Source organism: Fimbriimonas sp. LA-C6, assembly GCF_055398105.1.
In genome coordinates, this window is record NZ_AP038796.1 from 4,327,471 (window position 1) to 4,354,075 (window position 26,605).

Below are 26,605 nucleotides of genomic sequence, written 5' to 3' on the forward strand. Positions count from 1 at the left end.
CATTATCAGCCTAATGATTGCGCCGGCTAATAGCAGGGCGCACCAGGGATATCTGGCTGCATAACTTGCCAACGATCGTACTGAACGGGAGAATCCGTTTACGACTGCTCCCGGGCGAAATGCGATATTGTGTTTGGCACATTCTCGGCATCTGACTCCGCTCGCTCCGGGAACGGAGCACTTCCAACAAACGGGCTTTTCGCAACGGCCACAGGTGAGGCGTGTGGGCTCTTTTTTGTGGCGGTAGCAGTAGTAGAGACCGTCCTCACCGGCATTGACAGGTGCCGGGCGTGGCACGAATTTTGAACCGCAACCGCCACAGAAAGGAAGGTTGTCGGGATTCTCCGCACCGCATTTAATACATCGCTCTACATTCATCTACCGACTCTTCGTATCTGCTGACACGATTCAAGTTGGTAATGATATTCGATTCATTGGACTCAGGGTAACTGTTTAGGTCGGATTACTCCCGTTTTTCAGTTAACATTTCGTGGAGCGACGAAGCCTCCCTCTCGATTGATTGCAATGAGAGGGAGGGGGTGTCGTTAGGCTTCCGTTTCAGCGTGATCGTGGTGTTGAGGGCGCATGAATGGGAACAGAAGCACTTCGCGGATCTGTTCGGCGCCTGTGAGGAGCATGGCCATTCGGTCTAAGCCGATGCCACAGCCGCCTGTAGGGGGCATCCCGCTCTCTAGCGCGTAGATGAACTCTTCGTCAAGCGGATGAGCCTCGTCGTCACCTTTCGCCCGCTCCGACACTTGCTGTTCAAAACGTTCTCGCTGATCGATTGGATCGTTGATTTCGCTGAAGGCGTTGCAGACTTCACGACCGAGAACATATCCCTCGAATCGCCGGGTCATCTTCGGATTGTTGGGGTCCTTTTTAGCCAGCGGGGACGTTTCGATTGGGTAGCCCACGACGAACGTTGGCTCTTGGAGCGTGGGTTCTACGAACACCTCAAGAAGCTTCTCGATAAGTCCTCCCAGGTTCTTTTCTTCGTCCGGGTGGATACGCTTGCCGTTGAGTGGGTTGAGGACTTCCTTTGCCCCGAGCGCCGCTTGTGCGTTCTCGATGGAGCTTAGGTCGTCGGCTGTTAGACCCGTGTGCTTCTCGATCTCTTCCAGTAGGATCACACGCTTCCACGGCTTCGAAAAGTCGAGCACCTCTGGGGAGAGCTGAGACGGGTTGATGCCGTCGGCGTCTTCCATATGACGAGCTGGTGCTGGGATGACTTGGGTGCCGAAGACTTCCTGAGACACGAACGCGAAGCACTCCTCGACTCGGCGCATCATGTCTTCGAGGTTCACATAGGCTTCGTAGAATTCAAGAAGTGTGAATTCAGGGTTGTGGCGGTTGCTGACTCCTTCGTTTCGGAAGACGCGACCGACCTCGTACACCGCTGGTACATCGCCGCAGATGATTCGCTTCAGGTAGAGCTCAAGTGAGATCCGGAGCTTTACGTCTGCTTCATAGGCGTTGTAGTGCGTAAGGAACGGACGCGCTGCGGCTCCGCCAGCTTCCAGTTGGAGGAGTGGGGTTTCGACTTCGAGGTAACCGTTTGTGTCGAAGTAGCGACGTACAGCCGATACGATCCTTGCTCTGCTGAGCAGGGTTTTGCGTGCGTCTGGATTTGCCAGAAGGTCCAGGTGGCGGTGTCGGTAGCGCAGCTCGACGTCACTAAGTCCAGAGAAGATTTGACCGTCTTTCTCTTTACCCAGTGGGAGTGATTGCAACGCCTTGGACAGCGGGACCAGTTTGCTGACGTGGATGGACTTTTCGCCTGTCTTGGTCAGGAACATCGTGCCTTCGACGCCGATGTGGTCACCCAGGTCGAGCAGGTTATACAGCTCCCAACCTAGATCTCCTAGGTCGTCCTTGCGGAAGTAGCCTTGGACTTTGCCGTCGCCGTCGCTGATGTGGGCAAAACCGGCTTTGCCCATGAGGCGGTAACTTACGATTCGGCCTGCGAAGGTGACAGGTTTGCCTTCTTCAAATTCTTCGAGAAGTTTATGAGCCGTGTGAGTTCGTTCAAAGCGCTCGACCTTGAACGGGTCATGGCCCAGTTCTCTCATGCGGGCTAGCTTATTAAGTCGGACATCACGTATGGACAGCTCTTCGCTCATTGGAACCCAGCAGTTTACTGTCGAACTCGCGGTGTCTGCGGGATGCTGGGCAAAACGGACATGAATTGCCCCAGGAATATGTCGAGCGGGCGGCAAAATACCCCGTACAATTCAGGAACCAGAATCGCAAAGTAGCCCGGTGTGTCATCCTTTGGATAGGTATCCATGCGAAAGCCAGAAGAGATTGCTCAAGCCTTTTCGATCACCGATTCATTAGACGGAGTTCGAACCTTTTTCCTTGTTGGGATTGGCGGGGCTGGGATGAGCGCCCTGGCGAGGATGCTGAAGACACGCGGATATGAGGTGCTCGGTACCGATTCTGGGGAATCTCCAGAGACCGAGAGACTCCGCGCCGAAGGTATTTCTGTTTCCATCGGGCACAGCGGTGATGGCATTCAGCCTGGAATGGCGGTTGTCTTGACGGACGCGATCGATTTAACGGTGAGCCCTGAATATGCTGCCGCGCAGCGACTTGGACTTGCCATCGTGCGTCGTTCGCAGGCTTTGGGTTGGCTACTGCGGGATTACAAAGTCATTGCCGTTACCGGAACTCACGGTAAGACCACCACCACAGGGCTGATTGGGGCGGGGATGATTGCTGCGGGTATGGATCCGCTCGTGGTGGTTGGAGCCAGTATTGGGCAATGGAAGGGGCCAGTTCATGAGGGTAAAGGCGAGTGGGCTGTTGTGGAGGCTTGTGAGGCTTACGACAGCTTTCATGACATCCAGCCGTTTTTGGTGGTGCTGACGAACCTGGAACTGGATCATGTGGACTTCCATGGCAGTTTTGAAAATCTACGCAAGAGCGTCCTGAGGTTTGTCGAGAGTGTGCCTGAAACAGGTGGTCTCGTTTACTGTGCGGAGGATCGAGGGGCGAGTGAGATCGCTGAACTCTCTTCCGTAAATGCTCTACCCTATGGCAACAGCTCTAGCTGGATTCGGCAACTTTCAAACAAGCTGAACCTTGGGTTAGAAGGGGAGTACACGGTAGGAATTCGCACTGAGATGGCGCTTCCTGGTGAGCACAACAAGCTCAATGCTACGGCCGCTCTGATGGTCGCCGAGTTTCTTCAGAAGGTGGGTGCTGACATTGATTCTGAGTCTTTCGCCAACGGAGTCTTCCGGTTTGGTGGGGCGGAAAGACGGTTGCAGGTTTTGCTTGAATCTCCCGTGACCGTCATTGATGACTATGCTCATCACCCGACTGAGATTCAGGCATCTTTGAAGGCGGTTCGTCAGAGGTATTTCGAGGAAGATGAGAGGGAAGGTCGTCTGATTGTTGTCTACCAACCTCACTTGTACTCTCGAACAGCGCCCTTGATCTCAGAGTTTGCCGAAGCACTTAGTCTGGCCGACTTGGTGGTGTTGACGGATATTTACCCGGCGCGCGAGGCACCCATGCCGGGAGTGAGTTCATCCAGGATCGCTGAGCTTGTACAGAAGGATGTACTGTACGTCCCAAGCCGCCATCTACTGCCTCGTAAGGTTTGTGAAGTTTTAAGACCTGGTGATGTTGTGGTGGGTATGGGCGCGGGGAATATTTCGGAGTTTGCTCCTTCCCTGATTAAAGAGATCCAGAGGGCTGATCCGAAGAATCCTCCGGCTAAAGGACTGAAGGTTGCGGTTTTCTTTGGCGGTGATAGTGCCGAGAGGGAAGTGAGCCTTCACAGTGGCATTGCCATTCATGCTGCACTCGAACGTTTGGGGCACAAGCCGTTTCTGGTCGACGCGACCGAAGTTTTGCTAAGTCGGGGAGATCTCAAGGGATTCGTTGGCGCTGAGAGGCCGGACGCTGTTTTCCTTGCAGTCCATGGCACCCACGCAGAGGATGGAGCTATTCAGGGGCTGCTTGAACTGCTTCACATTCCTTACACAGGTTCTGGGATTCAGGCTAGTGCAATGTGCATGGATAAGGCGCGAACGAAGGAGATTCTGGAGAGGCATGGAGTACGAACTCCTCGCGGAGTCTTGCTTCATTCCCCTGAAGACGAGTTGGATCTCCTGCCGCCGCTTATCGTAAAGCCCAATGCACAAGGATCTACGGTAGGGCTGTCGTTCGTTGAGTCGATCGAGGATGTTGAGTTAGCCATCCGGCGCGCGTTTGCCTATGATACGAGTGTGTTGGTTGAGGAGTGGATCCAAGGAATGGAGATCAGCACTCCGGTTCTTGTTGACCACGCGCTTTTGCCTGTTGAGATTGCGCCTACCAGCGGTCGATATGACTTTGAGAGCAAGTACACGCCTGGCGCGACCATGGAGATTGTGCCTGCTCGCCTTGAAGCTGAGGTGTTGAAGAGGGCTCAGGAGATCGCTCTTCAGGCGCACTTCGCGCTTGGATGCACGGGCGCAACTCGAACGGATGCGATTGTGCGGGACGGAGAGATTTTCGTTTTGGAAGTAAACACGCTTCCCGGAATGACTGGCACGAGTCTCTTGCCAAACAGTGCGCTCGCTTCGGGCGTATCTTTTGATGAGCTATGTCAGAGCTTGCTCATGGATGCACTGAAGACCTATGCGGCGAAAGCGTAAGAAGAGAACCCTCCGAATAAAGCCGATACTGGTTGTATTGCTGGTGATGAATATCACTGTTGGTCTCATTTATAGTCCGATCACAAGTACACGAAGACTCCGTGTCGAGGGCGGAGTTCCTGCTGAGAGTGAGCGCATCGAGAAAATTGCTTCGACGCTGGTTGGAGTTCCATGTGCTCAAGTGGCAGCGAAGCAGTTTGAGACTTCTGTTCTCGAGAATCCAGCTGTACGGACTGCTGATTTGTCTCGAAGCATCTTTGGAACGGCGGTTTTACGGGTTGGTTATCGGAGACCTGTGGCTGTTCTGGAAAGTCCAGTTGGAGTGGGGTTGACGATTGATGGTGTTTGCTTTCCAGTGGGCAATGCTCCCGAGGGTTTACCCGTATTGAGATGTCCAGAAGGAAAGCCTGAAACGATGCTCTCGGTGGCCGCGGATTGGCCGCTTGTTGATGTAGCGGCGGTTGCTGCCATGAGTAAAGAGCTAGAACCGCAAAAACCTATACGAATAGATCTCGAACGAGGGGGCTCACTATGCTTAAATATCAGTGAGGGTAGCGTAGAGCTAGGTTCTTGTTTTGAACTGGACGTTAAATTCACTGCCTTGAAATCCTTTTTGAGCCGCCATCCGGACTTTTGGACGTCCAAGCAGACACTTGTATTGAAAGACCCTCGATTTCCGAAAACGAAGTTAAAGAAAGTGGAGAACACCCGGTGAACCCATTCGTCTCGCGATTTAGGCAGACAGACCAGAAATGGATTCTGCCGATGACAGTTATGTGCTTCGTGCTGGGGTTTATGATCTCCATCGCGAGGGTGACAGAGACTAACCGGAACTCGCGTTACCGCCTTCTCGAACCCACTCAGAAGACTCGGGTAACTGAGGCGGCGATCGATATTGATGCGTACCACCAGCTGACTGTTGAGTTGAACAAACTGCGGTCCGAGAAGACGAAGTTGGAAAACGCGATTGGTAAAGGAACAAGCCAAACGCAGCTTCTCAACGAGAGTCTCCAGGAGACAAAGATCTTTGCTGGTTTACAAGAACTTGAAGGACCTGGCATAAGGATTACTTTGAAAGACAGTTCGCGGGGAGGGATGCAGGTTAACAATCAGACTGTATTCACGCCAGACAGCAATATTCATGACATTGACGTGCTGAGAATCGTGAACGAACTGTTTTCTGCTGGAGCTGAGGCTGTCTCAGTTAACGATCACCGAATTAGTGGGCCTAGTAGTTTTCGATGCGTTGGCCCAACGATTTTGGTTAATGACGTGAAAATTGCGAGCCCTATTGTGATCAGCGCCATTGGTGACACTAAGACCCTTGTTGGTGGCGTCAATCTCAACGGTGGCATCTTGTCAGAGATTCGCAGTTCCGATCCCACGATGGTCGTTGTTGAGCCGTTGAAGTACCTCAAGGTGCCAGCGTTCGCAGGCCGAACTAACTTCAAGGTTGCCAAAGTGCCCAAGGAATCCAAGTAATGGCAATTCTGCCAATTATCGCTCTCATTGTTGGGGCAGTTGCTGCCCTCCTCCTTGGAGTTCATCCTGTTCAAGGTGTCAATGGTCAGTATCTGGCTGTTGGCTGTTTGGCTGGGCTTGATACGATTCTGGGCGGTGTGCGTGCAGGGCTTGAGGGTAAGTTCAACAGCGTTGTATTCACCTCGGGATTCATATCCAACGTTTTGATTGCCTTCTTCTTGGCGTGGCTCGGCGATCAGATCTATATCAACTTGTTTCTCGCGGTGGCCCTTGTATTAGGCCAGAGAATCTTTAATAATCTAAGTCTTATTCGGCGCTTTCTTCTGACGAAGTGGCAGGACGCTCAAGAACGGCGGAAACTACAGACCTTAGCCCAGACATCGGCGACTGCGGCCGAGCAGAACGGATGAAGAACGATTTTGTAACAGTGCTTGACCTTGGCTCTACTCGAGCAACTTGTCTGACGGCGGGTTTTGACAGCAAGGGTGATGTGAAAGTGGAAGCGGTTGTATCCGTTCCATGCAAGGGTATGCGTCGTGGGGTCCTAAGTGATCTCGATGAGGCATCGCGCTGTATTGACGCTGCAGTTCGACGATTGCAGCAGGAAATCGGCCAAGAGATCTCTTCACTGATTGTTGCGGTATCGGGTAGCCATGTAGAGGGGTTGAACACTCAAGGTTTTAAGCCTATCATCCCTCGGTCGCGTTTGATCACTCACCAAGACGTTTTGGAAGTGCTGAACCACTCCAAGCAGCAGGTGCTTCCTCCGGATCGGGAACAGATTCAAGTTCTGCCTCGTGAGTTTCGGGTGGACGGTACCCGCGATGTGAAAAAGCCCATTGGAATGAGTGGTGCAAAGCTTGAGGTGCTGAGCTATATCGTGACGGGGCAAACGACTGCACTCCAGAATCTTGAGAAGGCCGTTGAGATGACGGGGAAGCGAGTGGAGCAGATGGTTCTGTCGCCCTTAGCGGCGGGCATCGGGGTCTTGAGCCAGGAAGAGATGGACCTAGGAGTTGTGGTTGTCGATATCGGCGGCGGCACAACGGACATGGCGATCTTTGCGAAGGGCTCGATTTTACATAGCGCCTCCATTCCGGTTGGGTCTGGGCATATCACTAGCGATCTTATTAACCTGTTGCGAACATCTCCTGAAGAAGCTGAACGACTGAAAGTTGCATGTGGTTCGGCCTTTGCGAGGCTTGTGGACGACCGCGATTCCATTGAGGTGATGCAGCTGGGGCAGACACAGGCTCGTCCGATGCAGCGGAAAGTCATGTGCGAGATTATTGAGGCTCGAGCGCGTGAGATTGCGAGGATGGTTTCTCAGCAGATTGAGAAAAGTGGCATGATGGGCCTGCTTCCTGGTGGCGTGGTGATCACGGGAGGCGGTGCTCGTTTACAGCACATCGATAAGCTGTTTGAAGATCAGCTGAAACATATGCGTGCTCGTGTGGCTGAGCCTGCTTTGCCTGCTCGATTTGGTAAAGAATCTGGATATGCGGTCTCGGTAGGAGCAGCTCGGTTTGCACTTCAGTGTTACGACGAGATTGCACCTGCGAGTGGTGGAACTGCTTGGAAAGATCGCGTTAAGAGCCTGTTCTCGATGTTAAGCGGTCGCTAACTGTATAGTGAAAACGCAAGTTTTACGCGCAATTTCACAAATACTTGAGACTTTTCCTGATACCCACAAGTTATCCACAACCATTTACTGGCTAGGGGTTCTACAATTCATAGATTCGTGAGGCAGAAACGAGCGGTAATGAAAGAAGTGGGCGCAAGTAACGCAGTCATCAAGGTCATCGGCGTCGGCGGTGGCGGTAGCAATGCCGTACAACGCATGATTGAGAGCGGAATAAAAGGCGTGGAGTTCATCGCGATGAACACTGACGTGCAGGTGCTTGACCTGAGTGTTGCTCAGCGTAAAGTGCAACTTGGCGCTAGCCTCACACGAGGTTTGGGTGCAGGTGGAAACCCTGAGATCGGCAAGAGCGCCGCTGAGGAGTCTAAGAACGAAATTCGTAAGGTGCTGGAGGGCGCCGACATGGTTTTCGTGACGGCTGGTATGGGCGGTGGAACCGGTACTGGTGCAGCGCCAGTGATTGCCGACTTGGCACGAGAGATTGGGGCGTTGACTGTTGCTGTTGTCACTCGTCCGTTTTCGTTCGAAGGTCCAAGGCGATCCCGTCTTGCCGAGCATGGAATTACGAGTCTGATGGGCCGTGTGGACACGATCATCACGATTCCTAACGATAAGCTACTCAGCGTAGTTGAGCGAAAGACCACGCTTGTCGATGCCTTTCGTGTTGCTGATGATGTTTTGCGACAGGGTGTTCAAGGTATCAGCGACATCATTACTATCCCTGGCCAAATCAACGTGGACTTTGCTGATGTGCGCGCTGTCATGACAAACGCTGGACCTGCCCTTATGGGAATCGGGTACGGAGTTGGCGAGCAGCGAGCGCTACAGGCTGCACAGAGTGCTACAAACAGCCCCCTCTTGGAGCAGACGATCCACGGCGCCACTGGTCTGCTGGTCAACGTTACAAGTGGCGAGGATCTTACACTTGCTGAAGCCAATGAGGCGATGCAGTATATCCAGGCCCTGTGTGACGCTGACGATGCCAACATCTTCTTCGGCACAGTGGTTGATCCGAGCATGGAAGGTACTGTTCGCGTTACCGTGCTTGCTACTGGGTTCAATCCGTATTCGAAGGAAGGGAAGAAGGTCGCCGAAGCAACCTATACGGCTCAGCAGAGCCAAGCCGTTGCTGCACCCATCCAGGCACCGCAGCCAGCGGTCGCCCCCCAAGCTACTAGTGCGGAGATCGTAGCTCAGGCTCGCGAGCGCGCTCAGGCTTCACGAAATGTGGTTCCTGATGCTAGCTCGGTGTTCGACGAAACCGATCTGGATATTCCTGCTTTCATCCGCGAACACAGACAGCGCGGCTAATTCGTAGCTCAAAGCCCCTTGTCCTAGCGAGAGCAAGGACAAGGGGCTTTTTCGTATTTGGACTCAAAGGAGGCTGAGGCTAGCTTCTTTATTCGGGGGTAAGCCGTCTGTAATAGTAACTATGCCCATCCCGTTAAGCCTGTTGTTTGCGTACGTGTGCCTCCAAGAGCCGACGCAGGACAAAACCACAGCTCCGCTACCCACCGCAGTTCCGCAAACCTCGTTGGCGACTGCACCCGTCTTTGCTGATCCAGCACGCCTCAGACGATCTCCCAAGCTCGATGGAAAGATTGAAGAAGAAGAGTGGGATCTCCTGAACAGTACAACAGACACCAAGACCTATTTTCAGTGGGAGCCAGGCTTCATTCACGTTGCGGCCGTTGCACCCGCTGGGAAGGACTTGCTCGTGTCACTCGATCTTAAGGGTGACGGTTGGCTCATTGGAAGTGACAATCTGGAGGTTCGCGTCTCGCAGGTGGACGGAAAAGCCAAGATTACAGCGCGTATGGTCGATGCGACGAATCCTGCGGGACCTGCTTGGATTCCGATTCCGGGCTTTGCCCTGGCTAGCAAAGCTGCTGTGGGTACCGACGGAACGCAGACCGTGTATGAACTCAGCATCGGTGATCCTGGGATTAATCTGATTCCTCAGGACAATCGAAAGATTGCTGCCCGCGTAGACGTTGTTGGGTCTACCGAGACTTTTGACGAGCCATATAAGCCACGTGTCCTCGGGAATTTGGTTTTGACAGATGTCCGGTCAGCAGCCTTGCCTTCGGGGCTTCGATGGAACTCTGAGAAGAACCAGATCCCGATTGTGCCAGGTGAGGGTGGATTCATGCGGCTTACGTTCAACGGTGACAACAAACTTGGGCTTAAGAGGATCGAACTGAAGTCTGAAGGGTTGGCAAAGGATTCGACCGCAACCCTTGGAATTCCTTTCCCGCAATTTGACGCAAAGGGTAGAGCCATTGTGGATTATCTGCCGAAAGTTGCTCCTTCTGCTGAACTTGGATACCGTGTCTTGAGGGCAACAGTGACGGGGGCTGATGGCGTTCCTGGGGTGATGGAAGTGAGCTACCGAATTGCCCAGCCGATGGATGTTGACTTGGTCACCACGATGCTGAAGCGTAGTGACAAGGATCGAGGTTTGAAAATGCCTTTCTACTTGGCTTCCAATACGCGATATCGTGTTCGGGGTGAGGTCACGATTGTGGTTCCGGAAGGCTTTCGGATCATGAACGGGGGTGAGCAGCAGAAATTCACGATCAGCGACACGCGGTCGAAGACACGCCGCATGTTCGAATTATTCGTGCCTTCTACTGCAGTTGGAACCTATCCGATTGTCTTCAAGGCTGATGTCAACGGCCAGAAGACTGAATATACGACCTACCTGACAATTCAGTAGTCACAAACCGGTAAAGACCCACCCCAATATGGTTGTGGGTCTTTCTGTACGTGCTATCTTCTAGCCATGAGTTTACAAAAGATCCTGTCTGATGTCGGCCTAGACACGACGAGCCTGAACGAGTGGATAGAGACGGAGCGCGGAGCGGTTTGGACACTCAATGTCCCTGGCGGTGAGCAGGGGATGGCTATCTTCCAGCGGTTGAGAACATTGGTTGAGCAGACCGGACACTATCCTGTCGTGCTTGGTGATGCCTCGGAACTGGAGATGATTACGGAGCTACGAGAACCTGATACCACTGTGAAGTCGATCATGGATGCGGCTCACGAGCAGAATCTGGAGTCTTTTTGGGAGTCTCGAGAAGAGATGCTTGAAGAGTATGAAGATGAAGAGGGTGAGGACGAAGCTGAGTCTGAGGCCACATCTGAAGAAGTGGGGGAAGCGGAAGAGTACTCGGTTGGCGAAGTAGATCTTGATGCAATCGAAGATACAACCCCCTCTCCTTTTGACAGCGCTTGGATTCAGGGATTGGTGGATCTTGACGGGAACCCTCAGAAAGAGACTACTATTGGGTTGTTTCCAACACTGAATCACTTAGAAGTGATCGCTTTCCTTCAATACGGTGGTTGGAACGACTGCCCCTATCCGCATGAGCATATCGCGGTGTTGAAGAAGTGGGAACGAGAATTCGGTGCTCAAATCGTTGTGGTGGCGCACGATCTTATTCAGGTCTATGTCAAGACCCCTGTTATCAATGATCAGAGACTTGTTCGGCTTGTTGAAGAACAGTACCTATATGCTCCTGACATTGTAGATCAGGGAACGGAGACCCTGCAGGCCCTGGCAGAGGGACTGGTGGGCAGTCCTACTTGGTTCTTCTGGTGGGATTGATGTCTTACTAATTCTGTAGTTACACGTAACAACAGAAATTAAAACAGTTTATGGGTGTTAGAATAGCGCCCATAAACTTTCCAGGTATATTCGCTAGTAGGTTCGATTGCGCAAAGTCGCTCACTCGCAAATCATTGACAACAAGGGTGTTCTGAAGCTAACCTAGGCTGAGTTCAGAGGGGAAGATGAATTTACGAGTGGTTTTTTCGGCGGTTTTATCGCTGATTTTTAGTCTACTGGGGAGTCTGGCTGTGGCCGGTCCCATCTACATTTGTGACAGTTCGGGACAGTTTGGCACTATTACGCTCGATGGAACTTTCACTAGCATTGGACTCACTCGATCGTCTACAGGTTCCATCGTTCCGATGGGAGATTTAGCAGTAAGTCAGTCGGGGCAGGTCTACGGAGTCAGCTACAGCAGCGCTTTGGATGGTGGCAAGCTCTATCGGATCGACCCGAATACCGCGCAGTGTTCTATTGTCTCCAATCTTGGGTTCTATTCGGCCGCAGCGACTTTTGGACCAGACGGGCTTATCTATAGCAGTAACGGCACGAACCTCGTCACCATTGATCCGATTACAGGCAACGTAACGACGATAGGGGACATGGGAGTCAGCAGTGATGGTGACTTGCAGTTTGATACTTCCGGCAATTTGTTCATGACCGGTGGTCATGGACATTTGTACAGCGTGGATAAAGCCACCGGTAACGCGGTTGATCTCGGTTTCAACGGAACACAGAACTTGTTCTTTTTGGGGTTGGCTCAGATCGAGGGAGTGATGTACGGCTTCTCTGCCTCTCAGGGCATCTATACGATCGATACAACGAATAACACGGTGACGCCGTTTGTGGCGTATGCGGGAGCACCACCCATTGGGAATGTGTTCGGTGCAGATGTGGCCGCAGTGCCAGAACCTAATACCGTGTTGGTTCTGGCGACTGGGTTAGCGCTCGTATTTCTGGCTAAGCGAAGAATTCACTAATCGCTTTCGAGAATCTCGTGTAGGTGTTTAAAAGTTTCACCACTTCGTTCCCACTGTTTTTGCCTAATTACATACTCTTCTTCAGGGGTTAATTTGATTCTCTGAGGATAGAACTGACCCTGGTCATTTGCAAATCCCTTCGATTCCAACGTTCTTAATAAATATTCCGCAAGTTTTTGGTACTTAAGTGATAAGTTATTGCAGTAGTACTCTGCATCTTCGACCGATAGCCATGTAGCTGCTATGTTAAACGCACTTGCGACATCAAGCAAATCAAAACTACTAGGGTTATCGAGTATCTGTGTGAAACACTTAGCGAGTTTGCCTTGCGCGTTTGGTGCCGGGTACTTCTCAGGGTAGAGCTCTACGGCCCTGGTCCAATCTAAAGCTGCCATCATCAGAAGATCGGCGAGATTGGATGTGTCTGTCTCTAGCAAGAACTCGCCACACAACTCCTGATCTTGTAGAAACCAGTGACCTAGAATCCTTGAAAGACAGTCAATTTGCAGAATATCTGTACCATTTTGAACAACGTGTGGGTCGAGCAGGATCCAAGATGGAGGATCCTGGACCCATGAAAACAGGACCTCAAGGTCGGTACGGTTTACTTGAGGCAATTGACTGATCAACATTTCCGCGGCGTCCGGGTCACGGCGTTCAGTTCTAGTACGCCCATACAGCGTTGCTAGAACTACCTTACTCAGGAAAGAAGCTCTCAGGTTGAGTGCTTCAATCTGCTTGCTGTTGTAGGCAGTCATGTCTTCGGCTATTGCCCCAGATCGTAAAACCGCCAGTTTGTTTTGTAGTCGCGGGTTAGAGGAACATTGGCTAGGCTGGCTCGGACCATTTCGATAGTGATGGTGTTGCCCTTGAGAATCGCGTCATGGAACTGCTTGTTGGTCATCTTGCCAGTGTCTACTAGATCGTGACGGAGTGATCGGATTTGAAGTCCGCCAAGCATGTAGCCTGCTTGGTACAAGGGGCCATAGCCGCCGATGAACGATCTACGGACTTCTGCGGTTGCGTTGTCTCTTTCGTGTCCAACTCGGTCGACTAAGAAGTCGATGCACTGTTGCGGAGTCATCTTCTTGGTGTGGAAGCTGAGTGAGAAGATGATGCGTGCGCAGCGGTGCATGCGCCAAAAGAGCATGCCTACTTTGTTCTCAGGGGTTTTGGGGAAGTGTTGATCCCAGAAGAGCATCTCCCAATAGAGTGCCCAACCTTCTACCCAGAAAGGCGTATCGAAAAGGCTGCGGTAAGGGCGGTAGCGTTCTTGCATGAAGCCCTGTAGGTGGTGGCCCGGGATGAGTTCGTGGAAAACCGTTGCTCGCGCGAAGTGTTTGTTGTTTCCGCGCAGGCTCATCATCTTCTGTTCGTGCCCCATGGTGTTGGTGGGGAAGGAAACTTGGATGACCTCTCCACCTAGGAAGAACGGGCTTACCAGCTGCTGTTGAGGCGACATCATGGTCATTCGCCAGGTTTCTTTCGCTAACTCTGGCACGGTGACGAGGTCGCGATCCTCCACAAACTTAATGGCTTCAAGGGCCATTTCGCGAATCATTTCAGGTTGCTTGCCTGGTTCGACAAAGTCTCTCTTTACGTGCTCAAGGGCCTTCTTCCAATCATCACCGTAACCGAGCTCGTGAGAGGCTTTTTTCATTTCCGCCTCACACCAAGCGAACTCTTTGTTTGCCAGGGCGATGATCTCTTCTGGGGTGTACGGGATCATCTCGTACTGGAGCTCACTCAGCAATGCTTCTTCGCCAATGGGATCGCCGATGATGGTGGTTTTGTCGTCGGCGCTGATGCCCACGAGCTTTTCGCGGATCACATGTGCGTATGCGTCTAGAGCTTTGTCCACAGCCTTGTATGGCTCGGACGTCCACCAACTGAAGAGAGGGTCGTAGCCATTGAAGAAGTTGAACCACTCGGCAAGCGCCCCTTTTAGTTCGTACACCGCTTGAAACGCGCGATTGGCCACGGTCTTCTCGACCTTGATGCCTGCCTCTGCGGCCTTCTGGGCTTTTGCAATGTCCCCACTGAGCTTATTGAGTATCTCGGCGGATTCTTGGGGTTTCACACCTGACATCAGGCGTCTTGATTCGGAGAATTCTACGATGGGTTTGGCGAAGGGAATCAGGAAATCAATTTCCTTGCGCTTTTTGGCACGTAGAGCGATCTGCCTGACTTCATGCTCTAGATAGTTCTTGAAGAGAATGTAGTCGATCTTGCCTTCCTGCGAGAAAGTTTCGAAAGGCTGTTTCTTAAGGCGCGCCGCATAGTCGGCGTAAAACTTGGAGTAGCGAGCTGATTTTGACTCTGCAAGCGAGAGGGCATAAGTGCGATCCAGCGCGCCCCGGTCTGCTTGAAACATCTCGATGAGTGGTTTAACTTCGCTAGCGGAAGGGTCAATGGATTGAGCTTGAGCGGCAGTTAGCATGGTCATGAGTGCAAGGGGGGCGGTTAGGAGTTTTCGCATGGTTGAGAGATATCGGAATGATAGCAGGCTTGCTCTAACTCAATAGAGCAAGCCTGCTGAGGGGGTTACTTGGTTGCGTTTCGATCAGGTGGTTCTACACCCAAGAGGTGACGCACAAAGTAGTCGCGTCGCCGACGCTCGCCATAGGGACCACCGTCGGTGTGATCCATTCCTGGGAGGATGAGGAAGTCCACGTCCTTACCCGCTTTGATGAAGGCATCAAGGAGTCGGATGGTGGATTCTGGCGGCACGTTCGAGTCCATTTCGCCCACATACAGCATCAATTTGCCTTGTAGCTTCTTAGCGTGGGTGATGTTGGAGTTTGCTTCGTACCAAGGGCCGACTGGGTAACCCATCCACTGCTCGTTCCAGGATTCCTTATCCATTCGGTTGTCGTGACATCCGCAACTTGAGACGGCGACTTTGTAGAACTCTGGATGGAACAGAAGGGCACCGGTCGAGCTTTGTCCACCTGCCGAAGTGCCATAGATGCCAACTCGGTCGAGGTCTAGGTAGCTGTACTTCTTCTTGACGGCTTGCATCCAGAGGATGCGATCTGCAAATCCTGCATCCGCTACGTTCTGCCAGCAGACGTCGTGGAATGCTTTGGAACGGTTCGAGGTACCCATGCCGTCCATCTTGACCACGATAAAGCCGAGCTCAGCAATTGCGTGATAGGTGCTCATGAGACCGAAGCTCTTTGGCACGAAGCTATCGTGTGGTCCGGCATAGATGTCTTCGATGACGGGGTACTTCTTGTGTGGATCGAAGTGGCTGGGTCGGATGATAACGCCCCAGATATCCGTTTTGCCATCGCGACCCTTGGCTGTGAAGACTTCGGGCGTTTGCCAGCCTGTCTTTTTGAGCGCCGAGATGTCGGCTTTCTCGACAACCATGACAAGGCTGCCATCTGCGGACCTTCTGAGTTCGTGCGTTGGAGCGGTGTCGGGCTGTGAGTAGGTGTCGACGAAATATTTGCGGTCTGGTGAGTACTCGATTGTGTGGTTTCCGACTGCGGGAGTTAGGCTCACCATTCCCGTACCGTCAAGGTTGGATCGGTAGTAGTGGATGTTGTATGGGTCTTCGCCTGCGTTTACGCCGCTGGCCTTGAACCAGATTTGCTTGCTGTTCTCGTCGATCGTTTCCACGTCCCGAACGACCCAAGCACCCTGCGTAATCCGGTTGATAAGGTTTCCGGTGGTCAGGTCATACAGATAAAGCTGGTTCCAACCGTCCTGTTCGCTCTTATAGACGATCTGATTCAGGTTGTTTAGGTAGTGGACCTTCGGAGTTCCGTAGTTGTTGATGAACGTTTTGGCTGTTTCGTCAATAACCACTCTGGCTTTTCCAGTAGCGACATCTACGTCATAGAGTCGGTCGCGTTGGTGTCCTCGGTCAAGCTTAACGTATTGGAAGTGCTTGGAGTTTGGGCTCCAGTTGATCCAGGGTGCGTCCCAGCTGAAATCGATGCGCTCAGCGTCGACTCGAGTTGCTTTCTTCGAGTCGACATCGACGATGGTGAAATCGAAGATGGACATTTTGTCGCCGGGGAGATCGTATTGGCGTGTGTGGAGGATTGCTCTTCCGCCGCCCTTAGGCGATGATTCGATGACGTAGACATTCTTGTTGTCACCATCCTCCATCCGCGTGCATACGAGCGACTTGGAGTCAGGTGCCCATGTGGCTCCGATATAGGCTGAGCCTTTTTTGCCGTCCGTTGTGACCTGCGTCAAAGCGCGCGATTTGACATCTCGAAGCCAAACGTTGGCATCTTTGATGACGAAGTCCCACTGCTTATCAGGGGACGTGTTGGAATCGCCGTCGGGGCGGTTTGAAGGAGGACCGGCTTTAGCTCTCTCTTGTTTTTTGATTTCGTAAGAGCTCAGGTCACATGAATATCCAGCGCCTTCGACCGAGAACCTGACAGTTTTGAGATCTGGCGCAAGGTTGATGCTGTTGAAGGGCAGTTTGTCTTGATCGACAGCTCTTCCAAGTAGTTTAGAAAGGGAAGTCGCGAGTTTGGCGTGGTCGAAAGCTGGTGCCTTAGTAGAACTTCCCACGTTCACCAACATGAAGGTTTTGCCGAAGTTTGGCTTCTCGGCTACGTAAGTGAAAACTTCTGCGCCTTGAATCCAGTTTGCCTTGAGGGTCAGGTTCAGTGCCTTACCTCGTAAAAGTGCAGGGATCGCGTCAGCACGCTTGTAAGATTCCAGGATCTCCTGGTGGCTAGGACGATAAGGTCGCTGTGCTTGAGAAGTTGCACTAAGACCGAGGCTACAGGCACAAAAAAGCCCGAGCGCAAGTCGATTCATAGAAGAACGCATCCTGCCTTCTTTATATACTGTTTAAGATTGAACAATCTCGGGTTGAAGCAAAGATTTTGCAATTTCGATGCGTCTCAGAGGAGACGCATCGAAAGCCCGGCGTCAGACATGTGTTGTTTGATGTCTTTGATCTTATAGATTCCGTCGTGAACAATGGAGGCAATCAGTACGGCATCTGCTTTTCCATCCACCACCGCGTCGACCAGATGTTGGGGTTCACCGGCCCCTCCACTTGCAATGACTGGGACGCTGACGGCCTCGGAGACTGCCTTTGTGAGGGGCAGGTCGTAGCCGGACTGGGTTCCATCTCCGTCCATGGAGGTGAGCAAAATCTCTCCGGCTCCGAGGGATACGACCCTCTGTGCCCACTCGACCGCGTTGAGGCCGGTTGCGTTTCTGCCGCCGTGAGTGTAAACCTCCCAGTGGTCTCCGTTCTTGCGGGCATCGATTGCTACTACGATGCACTGCGATCCAAAACGTGACGCGGATTCCGCCACGAGTTCTGGGTTTTGAATTGCTGCGGTATTGAGTGAGACCTTATCAGCTCCCGCAAGAAGCGCCTCGCGGATGTCTTCTACTTTACGGAGTCCTCCACCTACGGTGAATGGGATGAAGACCTGTTCGGCTACACGCTCTGCTAATCGAATCACAGGAGCTCGATCTTCGTGTGAAGCCGTGATGTCTAAAAAGACTAATTCGTCTGCCCCTTCCGAATCGTAGAATTTCGCGAGTTCTACCGGATCCCCTGCGTCTCGGAGCCCAACAAAGTTGACGCCTTTTACGACGCGATCATTTTTGATGTCTAGACAGGGGATGAGCCGAATGCTGCTCATGCGGACCCCATTCGCCCGATTCTTGCAACGGAGACTCGCTCTTTTCGTTGGGGTAGGAGGCTTATCACAAACTGGTCTTCGAACGCCTGAACTTCCATGCTCAAAGGCATTGAACCCTGAAACCATGCTTGGTACGCAGCTTCCGTTAGAATTTCGGTTACTAGGATTCGCGAATCAGGCTCGACTCGCTCCGTCCGGATTTCGTTGAGACCAAGTTTGGCGAGCCCTTTTGTTTCCGCATAGTCTCCTTCTTCGTTTTGAGTCCACAGGACTTGAATGTGGAGTTCTGGTCGAGTTGCGTCCGGGTTTTCAGTGAGGGAAGTGTGAAGCTCGCTCGTGTCGACCAGTTTTTCGGCGGACACGTCGTAGTAGAGTTTGCTATCTGTCAGGCCCGTGATCGCGCCGATTGCATGGGTTAGGAATTGAAGATGCCTTTTATCTTTGAGAGGTTCTTCACTGATGTAGCGCAGTTTGGCGAACGACTTGGCGCTGGCTAGAGCCTCTAGTTTTTGAGCTGTGGGGAGGACATGGCTCTCGGCTAAATCTGGTCGAAAAAGCAGTGCATTTTTTGACCTTAGGACGAGCGCGATATCGAGTCGGATATCTGCAAAGAGAATGCCTTCGGATGGACCTATTGCTGCTTTGGCCCCCTTCGAGTAAGGGTTGTCTCTGATCATGCGGTCCATGATCTCCTCTTGTGGCGGAAGCTTTTCGGTGGGGAGGTAGACCCAGAACTCGGTATGTGCTAGGAATTTCGGTCGAGCGTTAAGGCGTGAGACGATTGCGAAACCCAGGGCAAAGCCCAAACACATTCCCACGATCATGTAGAGCAATTTATGGTCCCTCGCCCGTAAACCAACGCGTCGCCATCTTGAGTTCCTCTCCGTTGAGCAGGCCGTAACAGACGTCGCAGAGCCCCGCTAGGTTGACCCCGCGTCGCTTGCACAGAAAGCAGCTGTTCACTCTTCGCGCGGTCATGACTTTGCTTGGGTCTTTCAAGGTGAGCATCAATTCGCTTAGAGGAATGCCTTCGGAGTTTAGACGGTCCACGAAAGAAGTTTACTTCCGCTATAGGTCGGTATAGTTGGTTTGGTTGTCATGAAGCACTTATCTTTGTTCGTGTTTGCAGCGCCGGTTTTTGCCGGAGCGCAGCTGCCCACGCCGACTCCAACTCCGTTGGTCGGTGCTCGTTCCATTGCCTTGAGTCCTGATGGTAAGCGTATTGCTTTCAACTATCAAGGCGATATCTGGGTGGGCTCGGCGGAGGGTGGCAAGGCGACTCCCTTAACGAACCACATTGAGATGGACGACCTACCTATCTGGTCGCCAGATGGGAAGTACATCGCATTTACCAGTAACCGAACTGGCAACAACGACATCTTTGTTGTTCCAGCAGATGGTGGTCAGACGAAACGACTGACTTGGCACAGTGGTGCGGATGTGCCGAGTGACTGGTCACCCGATGGTAAGACGATCATCGAACGGGCGCAGAAGGACACTGCTTACAACGGCTTCTACACCATTGATGTGGTGACCGGCAAGACCAAGAAAATCATGCTGGACATGATGTCGGTTAACAACCCGAAGTTTTCGGCTGACGGCAAAAGCATCATCTATACGCGTTTCGGTTTTCCGTACTATCGGGCACGCTATCAAGGATCGGCTGCTTCGCAGATATGGCGATATGACATTGCAACCGGCAAACGGACCGTTGTACGCAATACAGGTTTTCAGAACCTCTGGCCGAATGTGTCTCCCGACGGTCGGACGCTCTTTGTGACGGTATCTGAGAAGACTCCCAGTAGCAGCTACTTGAACAAATCGATCGGGAAGAATGTGGACAACGTTGCCCGAACCCCAAACGTTTACGACAACACCGGTAAGCGCCTGACTAACTTTGTGGGATCTGGGGTTCGTTTCCTTTCCGTTGCACGTTCAGCACCCGTTGCTGCCTTTGAAAACGACGGAGACGTTTATACGATGTCCTTCGGCTCAAAGCCGAAGAAGATTGAGCTGTACGCGAACATTGATGACAAGACCACTCAGGAAGAGCATCTCGTGCTCACTGGCGGCGCGACAGATGTGTCCTTGAGTCCCAAGGGCGACAAGATTGCTTTTGTGGTGCGAAGCGAGATCTGGATGGTGCCTACCAAGAAAGGGAAGGGGCCGAATGCAGACGATGCCATCCAATTAACGGACTGGGCTGGACTGGACGAATCGCCTTATTGGTCTCCGGACAATAAGACACTCTTCTTTGTGAGTGATCGAAATGGTCCGGCTCGATTGTTCAAGATGGATACTGAGACCAAGCAGGTCACGGAAGTATCCCATGGCGAAGACGTCACGGCTCTTCAGCTGACTCCTGATAAGACACGATTCAGTTATTGGGAGGCCGGTCCAAAGGGTGGACTCTTCACGGTGCCTGTTGCTGGTGGCAACCCGACACAAATTTTGGTCCGGGGTGGTCAGTACGAGCAGGATCCTACGTTGGCCTATGATTGGTCGCCAGACGGCCGATACTTAGCCTACGGAGATGTCCTCAAACGCAGCGGCTACTACTTCTGGGACTCGGGACGGAACGTCCACATTCTCGATACCCAAACTGGTAAGAGCGTCAATGTTACCAAGCTCAATGCGCAGCACTCCGTTCCTCGATTCACTCCAGACGGCAAGTATCTTTTGATTGCCAGTAACCGGCAGGGAGATGGAATTTATACCATTCCGCTCAAGGCGGAGGATGCCCAACCTACGGAGCTGGAGCTGAAATACGAGAAGCCCAAAGATAAGGTCAAGGTTGAGATCGACTTTGACGGGATCGAAGATCGTATTCGGAAACTCATCAGCCAGGCGCCTGGTGGAAACATTCAGGTTGACCCCGAGAATGGAGAGATCATTTTCCTCAGTGAAGGCGACATTTGGAAGGCCAGCTACTCAGGAGAAGGTTCCCACCGAATCACGGGCGGTGGTGGAATTGGAGACTTTGATTTTAGTCAGGACAAGAGCCAGTTGGTGTTCCTACGCGGCGGGATTCCGACAACAATGGCGCATCGGGCTCAAGGGAACCCTCAAAGCGCCATTGGGTTCCGAGCTGAGTGGGTTCATGACCTTCGCTTGGAGCACAAAGCTGCTTATGAGCAGTTCTGGCGTGCCTATAACCGAGGATTCTACGACCCTAATTTCCACGGCCGTGATTGGGTAGCTCTGAAGACCAAGTACCAAAAGTATCTGCCTTCGGTAGGCCACCGTAATGAGATGGCCATCGTTCTTAATATGATGGTTGGCGAATTGGAGTCGAGCCATAGCGAGGTAGGACCAGCAGCGGGTAACCCGAGTTCTCAGACGACGGCACATGTTGGATTTAGTTTCGACTACAGCTACGATGGACCTGGAATCAAGGTTGATCTGGTTCCAAATCGGGCTCCAGGAAGCTACGCCAAGACGAAGATTAGCAAGGGTGAGATCGTTCTGAAGATTAATGGCAAGCCCGTTACCACGGATGAAGCGCTCTATAGAGATGTTCTCAACGACCAAGTGGGCCGCGAACTTACCTTTGATGTGAAGGGGCTTGACGGAAAGGAACGCGTTGTCAAGTATCGTGCTCTTAGCGGTGGCGAGTTTAACAACCTAGTGTTCCAGAACCTCCTCACGGCTCGACGCAAGTATGTGGAGGCCAAGTCTGGTGGCAAGCTCACCTATGTCCACATCGCAGGGATGGGCCAAGGTGAGTTGGACAAGTTCAACCAACAGGTTTGGCAGTTTGCAGAGGGCAAGAAGGCTCTGATCATCGACGTTCGAAATAACGGGGGTGGAAACACTTCGGATAAGATCATCGATGTTCTTGAGCGGAAGCCCAACTCTTACTACCAGTTGCGCGATGAGGATCCCATCCTGGGACCTGGCCAGGCGCTCGACATGCCTATGGTCGTGATGATGGGTGAAACGAGCTTCTCGAATGCCGAAATGTTCCCGTCAGCTATGAAGGCGCGCGGACTTGCTAAGCTGGTTGGGATGGCGACGCCCGGATACGTGATCTATACGGGCGGGTTCAACCTAGTAGATGGAACCTCTGCTCGAATGCCTGGAACCGGCGTCTTCCGTCTCGATGGTTCTCCATTGGAGAATATGGGACAGCAGCCCGATCTTAAGGTCGATATCACTCCCGAGCAGTTCTTTGCGGGTGAGGACCCTCAGCTTGATGCCGCGATTGACGCGTTGCTTAAGCAGATCAAGTAACCATCAAGGGTCCTGAAGGTGCGCCCTCAGGACCTTTTTGCTTGATAGACTGCCCTTTCATAGGCACGGGTGGCAATGGCGTCAGCCACCGAGATGCTCAGGGAAGTTCGACTAGATTAGGTCAGTTGGATGATGTAGGTTTGCGTGGTGAACTTCCGGCGTGTAGGTAGTCTTCATAGTCCAGGAAGGTGTTACAGATGTTCATAATCCCGTCACTATTTTCTTCGGTTGAGCAAGGGCCATTCCCAGTCTCAATCAAAGTCGATGCCAGCCGTGTAATCGCGTCTGTCCCGCGTGACACCAATGGATTCAGTTACGAGTCGATGCAGTTGACTGATCCTGACTTCTTCTCTCCATCGAACAAGGAACTGGTGGCGCTTTTCAAGGCGTTGAGTCCTCACGGAGTTCTTAGGCTTGGAGGTAATTCGAGTGAACTCAGTTGGTGGAAGCCGACTGAGGACTCTAAGATTCCACCAGAGGTGGAGGCTGCTTCGCGTCGAGCTGGAAAGTGGACGAATCGAACGGTATACAGCATCTCGCCACGTGCCATCGATAATTTGGCCGGATTTTTGAAAGCGACGGGCTGGACTCTCATCTACGGCTTGAACTTCGGCGCTGGCACCCCAGAACGGGATGCGGAAGAGGCAGCTTACGTTGCGAAGAAGGTTGGGTCTAGGCTGAAGTATTTCCAGATCGGCAATGAACCTGATCTGTACACCACTGCTGACAACGGTGGCAGGCCGAACGGTTGGGGCTTCGACGATTATGTGCGGGAGTGGCTCGCCATTGCCGATGCGGTTTCGACCAAGGTGAAGAGTGCACGTTTTGGTGGACCGGATGTAGCCAGCAGTTCCGACTGGGTCGTCAGATTTGGGCAAGCGGTCGGCCCTGGTTTGGAAACACGCCTCGCCTGTCTGAGCGGGCATTACTACGCGATGGGGCCGGCTGGGGCGAAAAGCAGCACCATCGCCCATCTGCTTAGTCGTCAAAACCGGGTTGCGGAGACGATGACTCAGGTTGGGGAGGCTGCCAAGAAGTTGGGCACTACTTATCGGATGACTGAAGGGAATAGCTGCTACCGTGGGGGGCAGGCAGGAGTGAGCAATGCACTGGCTGGAGCACTGTGGGGAGCCGACTACATCCTTGAAATGGCGTCTCATGGTGGGGCCGGGGTGAATCTCCATGGTGGTGGCGGTGCGCATATTGGGGCTTCACTGGGCGACCATTTGCCTGGTGCTCGAAATGATGACGACTTAGCGGAAGCGAAGTTGGGGTCGTTCTATTCTCCGATTGCGGGTAATCGAGAATCTGGCTTTACGGCTCGTCCGATTTTTTATGGGATGCTGCTTGCCGAGCAGTTTGCAGGGTCGGACATGCTTTGGACCAAGGTAGAAGCTGGGGCAGCCAATGTTAACGCCTACTCGGCTAAGACCAAGAAGGGAATATTGGTTGCTGTGATCAACAAAGATCTCAAAGCAGACGCCAATGTGGTTCTCAAGGGTGTCGGAGCTGAGAAGATGGAGGCATGGTGGTTAACTGGGCCGTCTTTGGAAGCTACTAAAGGAATCACTTTTGGGGACTCGATCGTTGGTCCCAAGAATCCTTGGAAGCCTAAGACTAGGGTTGTTCCTGTTGCCACATCTGAAGCTCCGTTGCTCCTCCCTCACGGTTCAGCGGTTCTCCTTCTGATCCGTTAGGCTGCCTGGACTTGTCCTACAAACTCGACATCAGCGCGTGCTGCGATTTCGTTGTAGGCAAGCACGTGAAGATTGGGTAGGTGCCGCTCAACTATTCTCCTGAGCGGCAACCTGAGTTGGGTTGAGCAGATGAGCACCGCCTGGTAACCCTGGGCCATTGCATGATCCACACTCTTTTGGAGTTTGTCTACGAGAGTGTTCTGCTTGCCGGGTTCCAAGACCAACGTGTTGCCGTAGCTGGAGATGTTGAGGCAGTCACCTAGCTCTCGCTCAAGGGCTGGATCTAGTGTGATGCAGTACAGCTTGTTGTCGTGGTCCACATATTGGCGCGTAATCGTTCTTGAGATCGCTGCGCGAACCAGTTCACCCAGTTGATCCGGCTCTTTGATTCGTGGGCCAAAGTCGGCCATCGTCTCGAAGATCGTTACGAGGTCGCGAATGGGAACGCGCTCTCGAAGGAGATGCTGTAGAACCTTCTGGATTTCTCCTACAGTGAGGATGTCTGGGACCAGTTCTCGAACGACGGTTTCGTTCATCTGCTTTGCGTTCTCAATGAGCGTGTGAACGTCTTGTCTGGTCAGCAGCTCGGAGGCGTACGACTTGATGACTTCGGCAAGGTGTGTTGAGATTACTGCGCTGGTCTCAATAACTGTGTAACCAGCTCTCTCGGCTGCTTCCTGGTTTGAAGTGTCGATCCACAGTGCGTCTAGGCCGAACACGGGATCCTTCGTGGGTGTTCCAGGGATCGAGTTGGTGATCATGCCACTACTGACTGCGAGCAGCGCCCCTGGATAGGCTTCTGCTCTTGCGATCTCTTCACCGCGGACTTTGATGACGTATTGAGTTGACTCAAGATGCACCGAGTCGCGGATACGGACCGTGGGCATGACAAAGCCAAGTTCCAGGGCTATCTGTCGTCTCGTTGCCGTAATTCGGTCTGGTAGGTCTCCGCCTACTCGGCTATCGGCGAGTTTGGTAAGGCCATAGCCCACCTCAATCTCCACGGGGTCGACGGCAAGGAGAGGGAGCACCGACTCAGGTCCTGCAGGTGCCGCTTGCTGCTGTGCTCCAGCGTGTCCAGGAGCAGCCGCCATTGGAGCCTGCTTTTTATCTGGAGCCACATCAAAAGCCTTTGCAGCGTTGGGAGTGTCTTTCAAGAACTTGTACAGGCCGAGGCACATGCCAGATGCGGCCAGGAAGATGGTGGCGGGAAAACCTGGGACCAACGCCATGGCTCCGAGTGCAATTCCGGCGACTCCGAGCGCCTTTGGTTGGCCGAATACTTGGGAGGCCATTTCGCCGCCCATGCTCCTCTCTTGTCCAGCGCGGGTGACCATCAAACCACTTGCGGTGGAGATGAGCAAGGCAGGCATCTGAGAGACGAGGCCCTCACCGACCGACAGCATCGTGTACTGCTTGAGAATGCTGAGGGCGTCGGAGTTGCCTTTCATGAATCCCACGACGAATCCGGCAATTATGTTGACGGCGATGATCAGGATTGCAGCGACTGCATCGCCTTTGACGAACTTGGATGCACCATCCATTGCGCCATAGAAGTCGGCTTCTTGCTTGATGGTTTTTCGTCGGGTTCTGGCTTGGTCCTCATCAATAAGACCTGCCGCAAGATCGGCGTCGATTGCCATCTGCTTACCTGGCATGGCGTCCAAGGTAAAGCGAGCTACGACTTCAGAAACACGTCCAGCACCATTGGTGATGACCATGAACTGGACGATGACCAGGATAAGGAACGCAACGAAACCTACCACAGCGTTTCCACCCATGACGAAGTCGCCGAAGGTTTGGATAACGTGTCCGGCTTGCCCAGTACCTAGAATCAGCTTGGTAGCAGCAATACTGAGTGCTAACCGAAACAGGGTCGTCATGAGCAGGACAGACGGGAATGTGCTGAACTGCAACGGGTCTGTGATGTTCACTGCCATCAGGAAGATGACAACAGCAGCTGTCATCGCGAAGACAAGGCCCGTGTCCAATGCCCAGTGAGGCAATGGAAGCATGAGCATGCCGACGATGACTAGGAGACCCAGACCAACGATTAGGTCGGTGTGTTTGAGCAGTTTTTGCAGAGTGAGCATTCCGATGAAACGCACAGTGGCGCAATTGGAATCCTCGGTCAAAAGACCCAAAACCTGTAGTATTTTGTTAAAAGTGGTGAACGTAACGAAACGTTCACGTCACAAAACAGTTAAAGCTTGTGAGGGAGAACACAAATGCAACCTGGAGTCATAGAGGCACACCTTCAGCAGGGTAAATGGGACGACGCGATAGAGGCTTGTAATCAAGCCTTGATGGACCAACCCACCAACGCGCGTTTGCACGGATACGTGGGAATCTGCCACTTCCGCAAATCACAGTTTGAGCTGGCGGCACAGTCGTTTCAGCGTGCGACGGCGCTTGATCCCAATTTTTGCGATGCTGCTGTGAAACTGGCGCAGTGCTATGACCGGCTTCAGCGATACGAGGAATCGTACGTGATCGCGAAAGAGTGGCTTCAGATCTATCCTAACAATCGGATATTGCAAGGTCTTGTCGATGCGCTCCAGCATCGCGTAGTGGGGAACCGAAAGGACGGTTGGGAACGCTCGGTCAACACCTCTCGGGCTGTTATTTGGGCTGCTGACGAGAGCGCATAAATAATCGAAGGGAGAAGCG

At 52.7% G+C, this 26,605-nt stretch carries 20 protein-coding genes; 12 read left to right on the forward strand and 8 right to left on the reverse strand.

Annotated features, from left to right (window positions below; genetic code table 11):
• Positions 1 to 545 precede the first annotated feature (545 nt).
• Positions 546 to 2,123, reverse strand: a complete 1,578-nt coding sequence (gene lysS / locus ACZ51B_RS19935; protein WP_464295098.1) for a lysine--tRNA ligase — start codon at positions 2,121 to 2,123, stop codon at positions 546 to 548.
• Between the two features lie 165 nt (positions 2,124 to 2,288).
• Between lysS and murC the strand changes: the two genes are divergently transcribed.
• The 9 genes from murC (at position 2,289) to ACZ51B_RS19980 (ending at position 12,369) form a co-directional block, all read left to right on the forward strand.
• The gene (murC, locus tag ACZ51B_RS19940) at positions 2,289 to 4,652 is read left to right on the forward strand and encodes a UDP-N-acetylmuramate--L-alanine ligase (RefSeq protein ID WP_464295099.1); all 2,364 of its coding nucleotides are present in this window, start codon (positions 2,289 to 2,291) and stop codon (positions 4,650 to 4,652) included.
• A 46-nt stretch (positions 4,653 to 4,698) separates the two neighbouring features.
• The gene (locus ACZ51B_RS19945) at positions 4,699 to 5,367 is read left to right on the forward strand and encodes a cell division protein FtsQ/DivIB (RefSeq protein ID WP_464295100.1); all 669 of its coding nucleotides are present in this window, start codon (positions 4,699 to 4,701) and stop codon (positions 5,365 to 5,367) included.
• A complete protein-coding gene (locus ACZ51B_RS19950) occupies positions 5,364 to 6,134 on the forward strand; it encodes a DUF881 domain-containing protein (RefSeq protein WP_464295101.1) in 771 nt (256 codons plus the stop codon). Before ACZ51B_RS19945 ends, ACZ51B_RS19950 begins: the two co-directional genes overlap by 4 nt.
• Positions 6,134 to 6,544, forward strand: a complete 411-nt coding sequence (locus ACZ51B_RS19955; protein ID WP_464295102.1) for a small basic family protein — start codon at positions 6,134 to 6,136, stop codon at positions 6,542 to 6,544. The genes ACZ51B_RS19950 and ACZ51B_RS19955 overlap by 1 nt, the downstream gene beginning before the upstream one ends.
• Complete coding sequence (ftsA, locus tag ACZ51B_RS19960; RefSeq protein WP_464295103.1) at positions 6,541 to 7,758, forward strand: cell division protein FtsA; 1,218 nt, start codon at positions 6,541 to 6,543, stop codon at positions 7,756 to 7,758. The genes ACZ51B_RS19955 and ftsA overlap by 4 nt, the downstream gene beginning before the upstream one ends.
• Before the next feature lie 138 nt (positions 7,759 to 7,896).
• Positions 7,897 to 9,087, forward strand: coding sequence for a cell division protein FtsZ (gene ftsZ, locus ACZ51B_RS19965; protein WP_464295104.1), 1,191 nt, complete (start codon positions 7,897 to 7,899; stop codon positions 9,085 to 9,087).
• 121 nt (positions 9,088 to 9,208) lie between these two features.
• Entirely contained in the window at positions 9,209 to 10,495 is a 1,287-nt protein-coding gene (locus ACZ51B_RS19970) for a hypothetical protein (RefSeq protein WP_464295105.1), read from the forward strand.
• Positions 10,496 to 10,561: 66 nt separating this feature from the next.
• On the forward strand, positions 10,562 to 11,386 hold the full coding sequence (locus ACZ51B_RS19975) for a DUF4253 domain-containing protein (RefSeq protein ID WP_464295106.1): 825 nt from the start codon (positions 10,562 to 10,564) through the stop codon (positions 11,384 to 11,386).
• A 185-nt stretch (positions 11,387 to 11,571) separates the two neighbouring features.
• Entirely contained in the window at positions 11,572 to 12,369 is a 798-nt protein-coding gene (locus ACZ51B_RS19980; protein ID WP_464295107.1) for a PEP-CTERM sorting domain-containing protein, read from the forward strand.
• On the opposite strand, the gene ACZ51B_RS19985 is transcribed toward ACZ51B_RS19980, so the two are convergent.
• From ACZ51B_RS19985 to ACZ51B_RS20010, 6 genes are all read right to left on the reverse strand, one after another.
• Complete coding sequence (locus ACZ51B_RS19985) at positions 12,366 to 13,127, reverse strand: hypothetical protein (protein ID WP_464295108.1); 762 nt, start codon at positions 13,125 to 13,127, stop codon at positions 12,366 to 12,368. The two genes, ACZ51B_RS19980 and ACZ51B_RS19985, sit on opposite strands and share 4 nt — an antisense overlap.
• A gap of 8 nt (positions 13,128 to 13,135) precedes the next feature.
• A complete protein-coding gene (locus ACZ51B_RS19990; RefSeq protein WP_464295109.1) occupies positions 13,136 to 14,848 on the reverse strand; it encodes a DUF885 family protein in 1,713 nt (570 codons plus the stop codon).
• Between the two features lie 65 nt (positions 14,849 to 14,913).
• Entirely contained in the window at positions 14,914 to 17,160 is a 2,247-nt protein-coding gene (locus ACZ51B_RS19995; protein WP_464295110.1) for a S9 family peptidase, read from the reverse strand.
• An 86-nt stretch (positions 17,161 to 17,246) separates the two neighbouring features.
• Entirely contained in the window at positions 17,247 to 18,005 is a 759-nt protein-coding gene (gene hisF, locus ACZ51B_RS20000; RefSeq protein WP_464295111.1) for an imidazole glycerol phosphate synthase subunit HisF, read from the reverse strand.
• A complete protein-coding gene (locus ACZ51B_RS20005) occupies positions 18,002 to 18,838 on the reverse strand; it encodes a hypothetical protein (protein ID WP_464295112.1) in 837 nt (278 codons plus the stop codon). The genes hisF and ACZ51B_RS20005 overlap by 4 nt, the downstream gene beginning before the upstream one ends.
• Position 18,839: 1 nt before the next feature.
• On the reverse strand, positions 18,840 to 19,055 hold the full coding sequence (locus ACZ51B_RS20010; RefSeq protein WP_464295113.1) for a hypothetical protein: 216 nt from the start codon (positions 19,053 to 19,055) through the stop codon (positions 18,840 to 18,842).
• 48 nt (positions 19,056 to 19,103) lie between these two features.
• On the opposite strand from ACZ51B_RS20010, the gene ACZ51B_RS20015 reads away from it, so the two are divergent.
• On the forward strand, positions 19,104 to 22,238 hold the full coding sequence (locus ACZ51B_RS20015; protein WP_464295114.1) for a S41 family peptidase: 3,135 nt from the start codon (positions 19,104 to 19,106) through the stop codon (positions 22,236 to 22,238).
• A 197-nt stretch (positions 22,239 to 22,435) separates the two neighbouring features.
• Positions 22,436 to 23,935 (forward strand): hypothetical protein, encoded by a 1,500-nt coding sequence (locus ACZ51B_RS20020; RefSeq protein WP_464295115.1) that lies wholly within the window; start codon positions 22,436 to 22,438, stop codon positions 23,933 to 23,935.
• Here the strand turns inward: ACZ51B_RS20020 and flhA are convergent.
• A complete protein-coding gene (gene flhA / locus ACZ51B_RS20025; protein WP_464295116.1) occupies positions 23,932 to 26,028 on the reverse strand; it encodes a flagellar biosynthesis protein FlhA in 2,097 nt (698 codons plus the stop codon). The two genes, ACZ51B_RS20020 and flhA, sit on opposite strands and share 4 nt — an antisense overlap.
• Before the next feature lie 135 nt (positions 26,029 to 26,163).
• Between flhA and ACZ51B_RS20030 the strand changes: the two genes are divergently transcribed.
• Complete coding sequence (locus ACZ51B_RS20030; protein ID WP_464295117.1) at positions 26,164 to 26,586, forward strand: tetratricopeptide repeat protein; 423 nt, start codon at positions 26,164 to 26,166, stop codon at positions 26,584 to 26,586.
• Positions 26,587 to 26,605 lie beyond the last annotated feature (19 nt).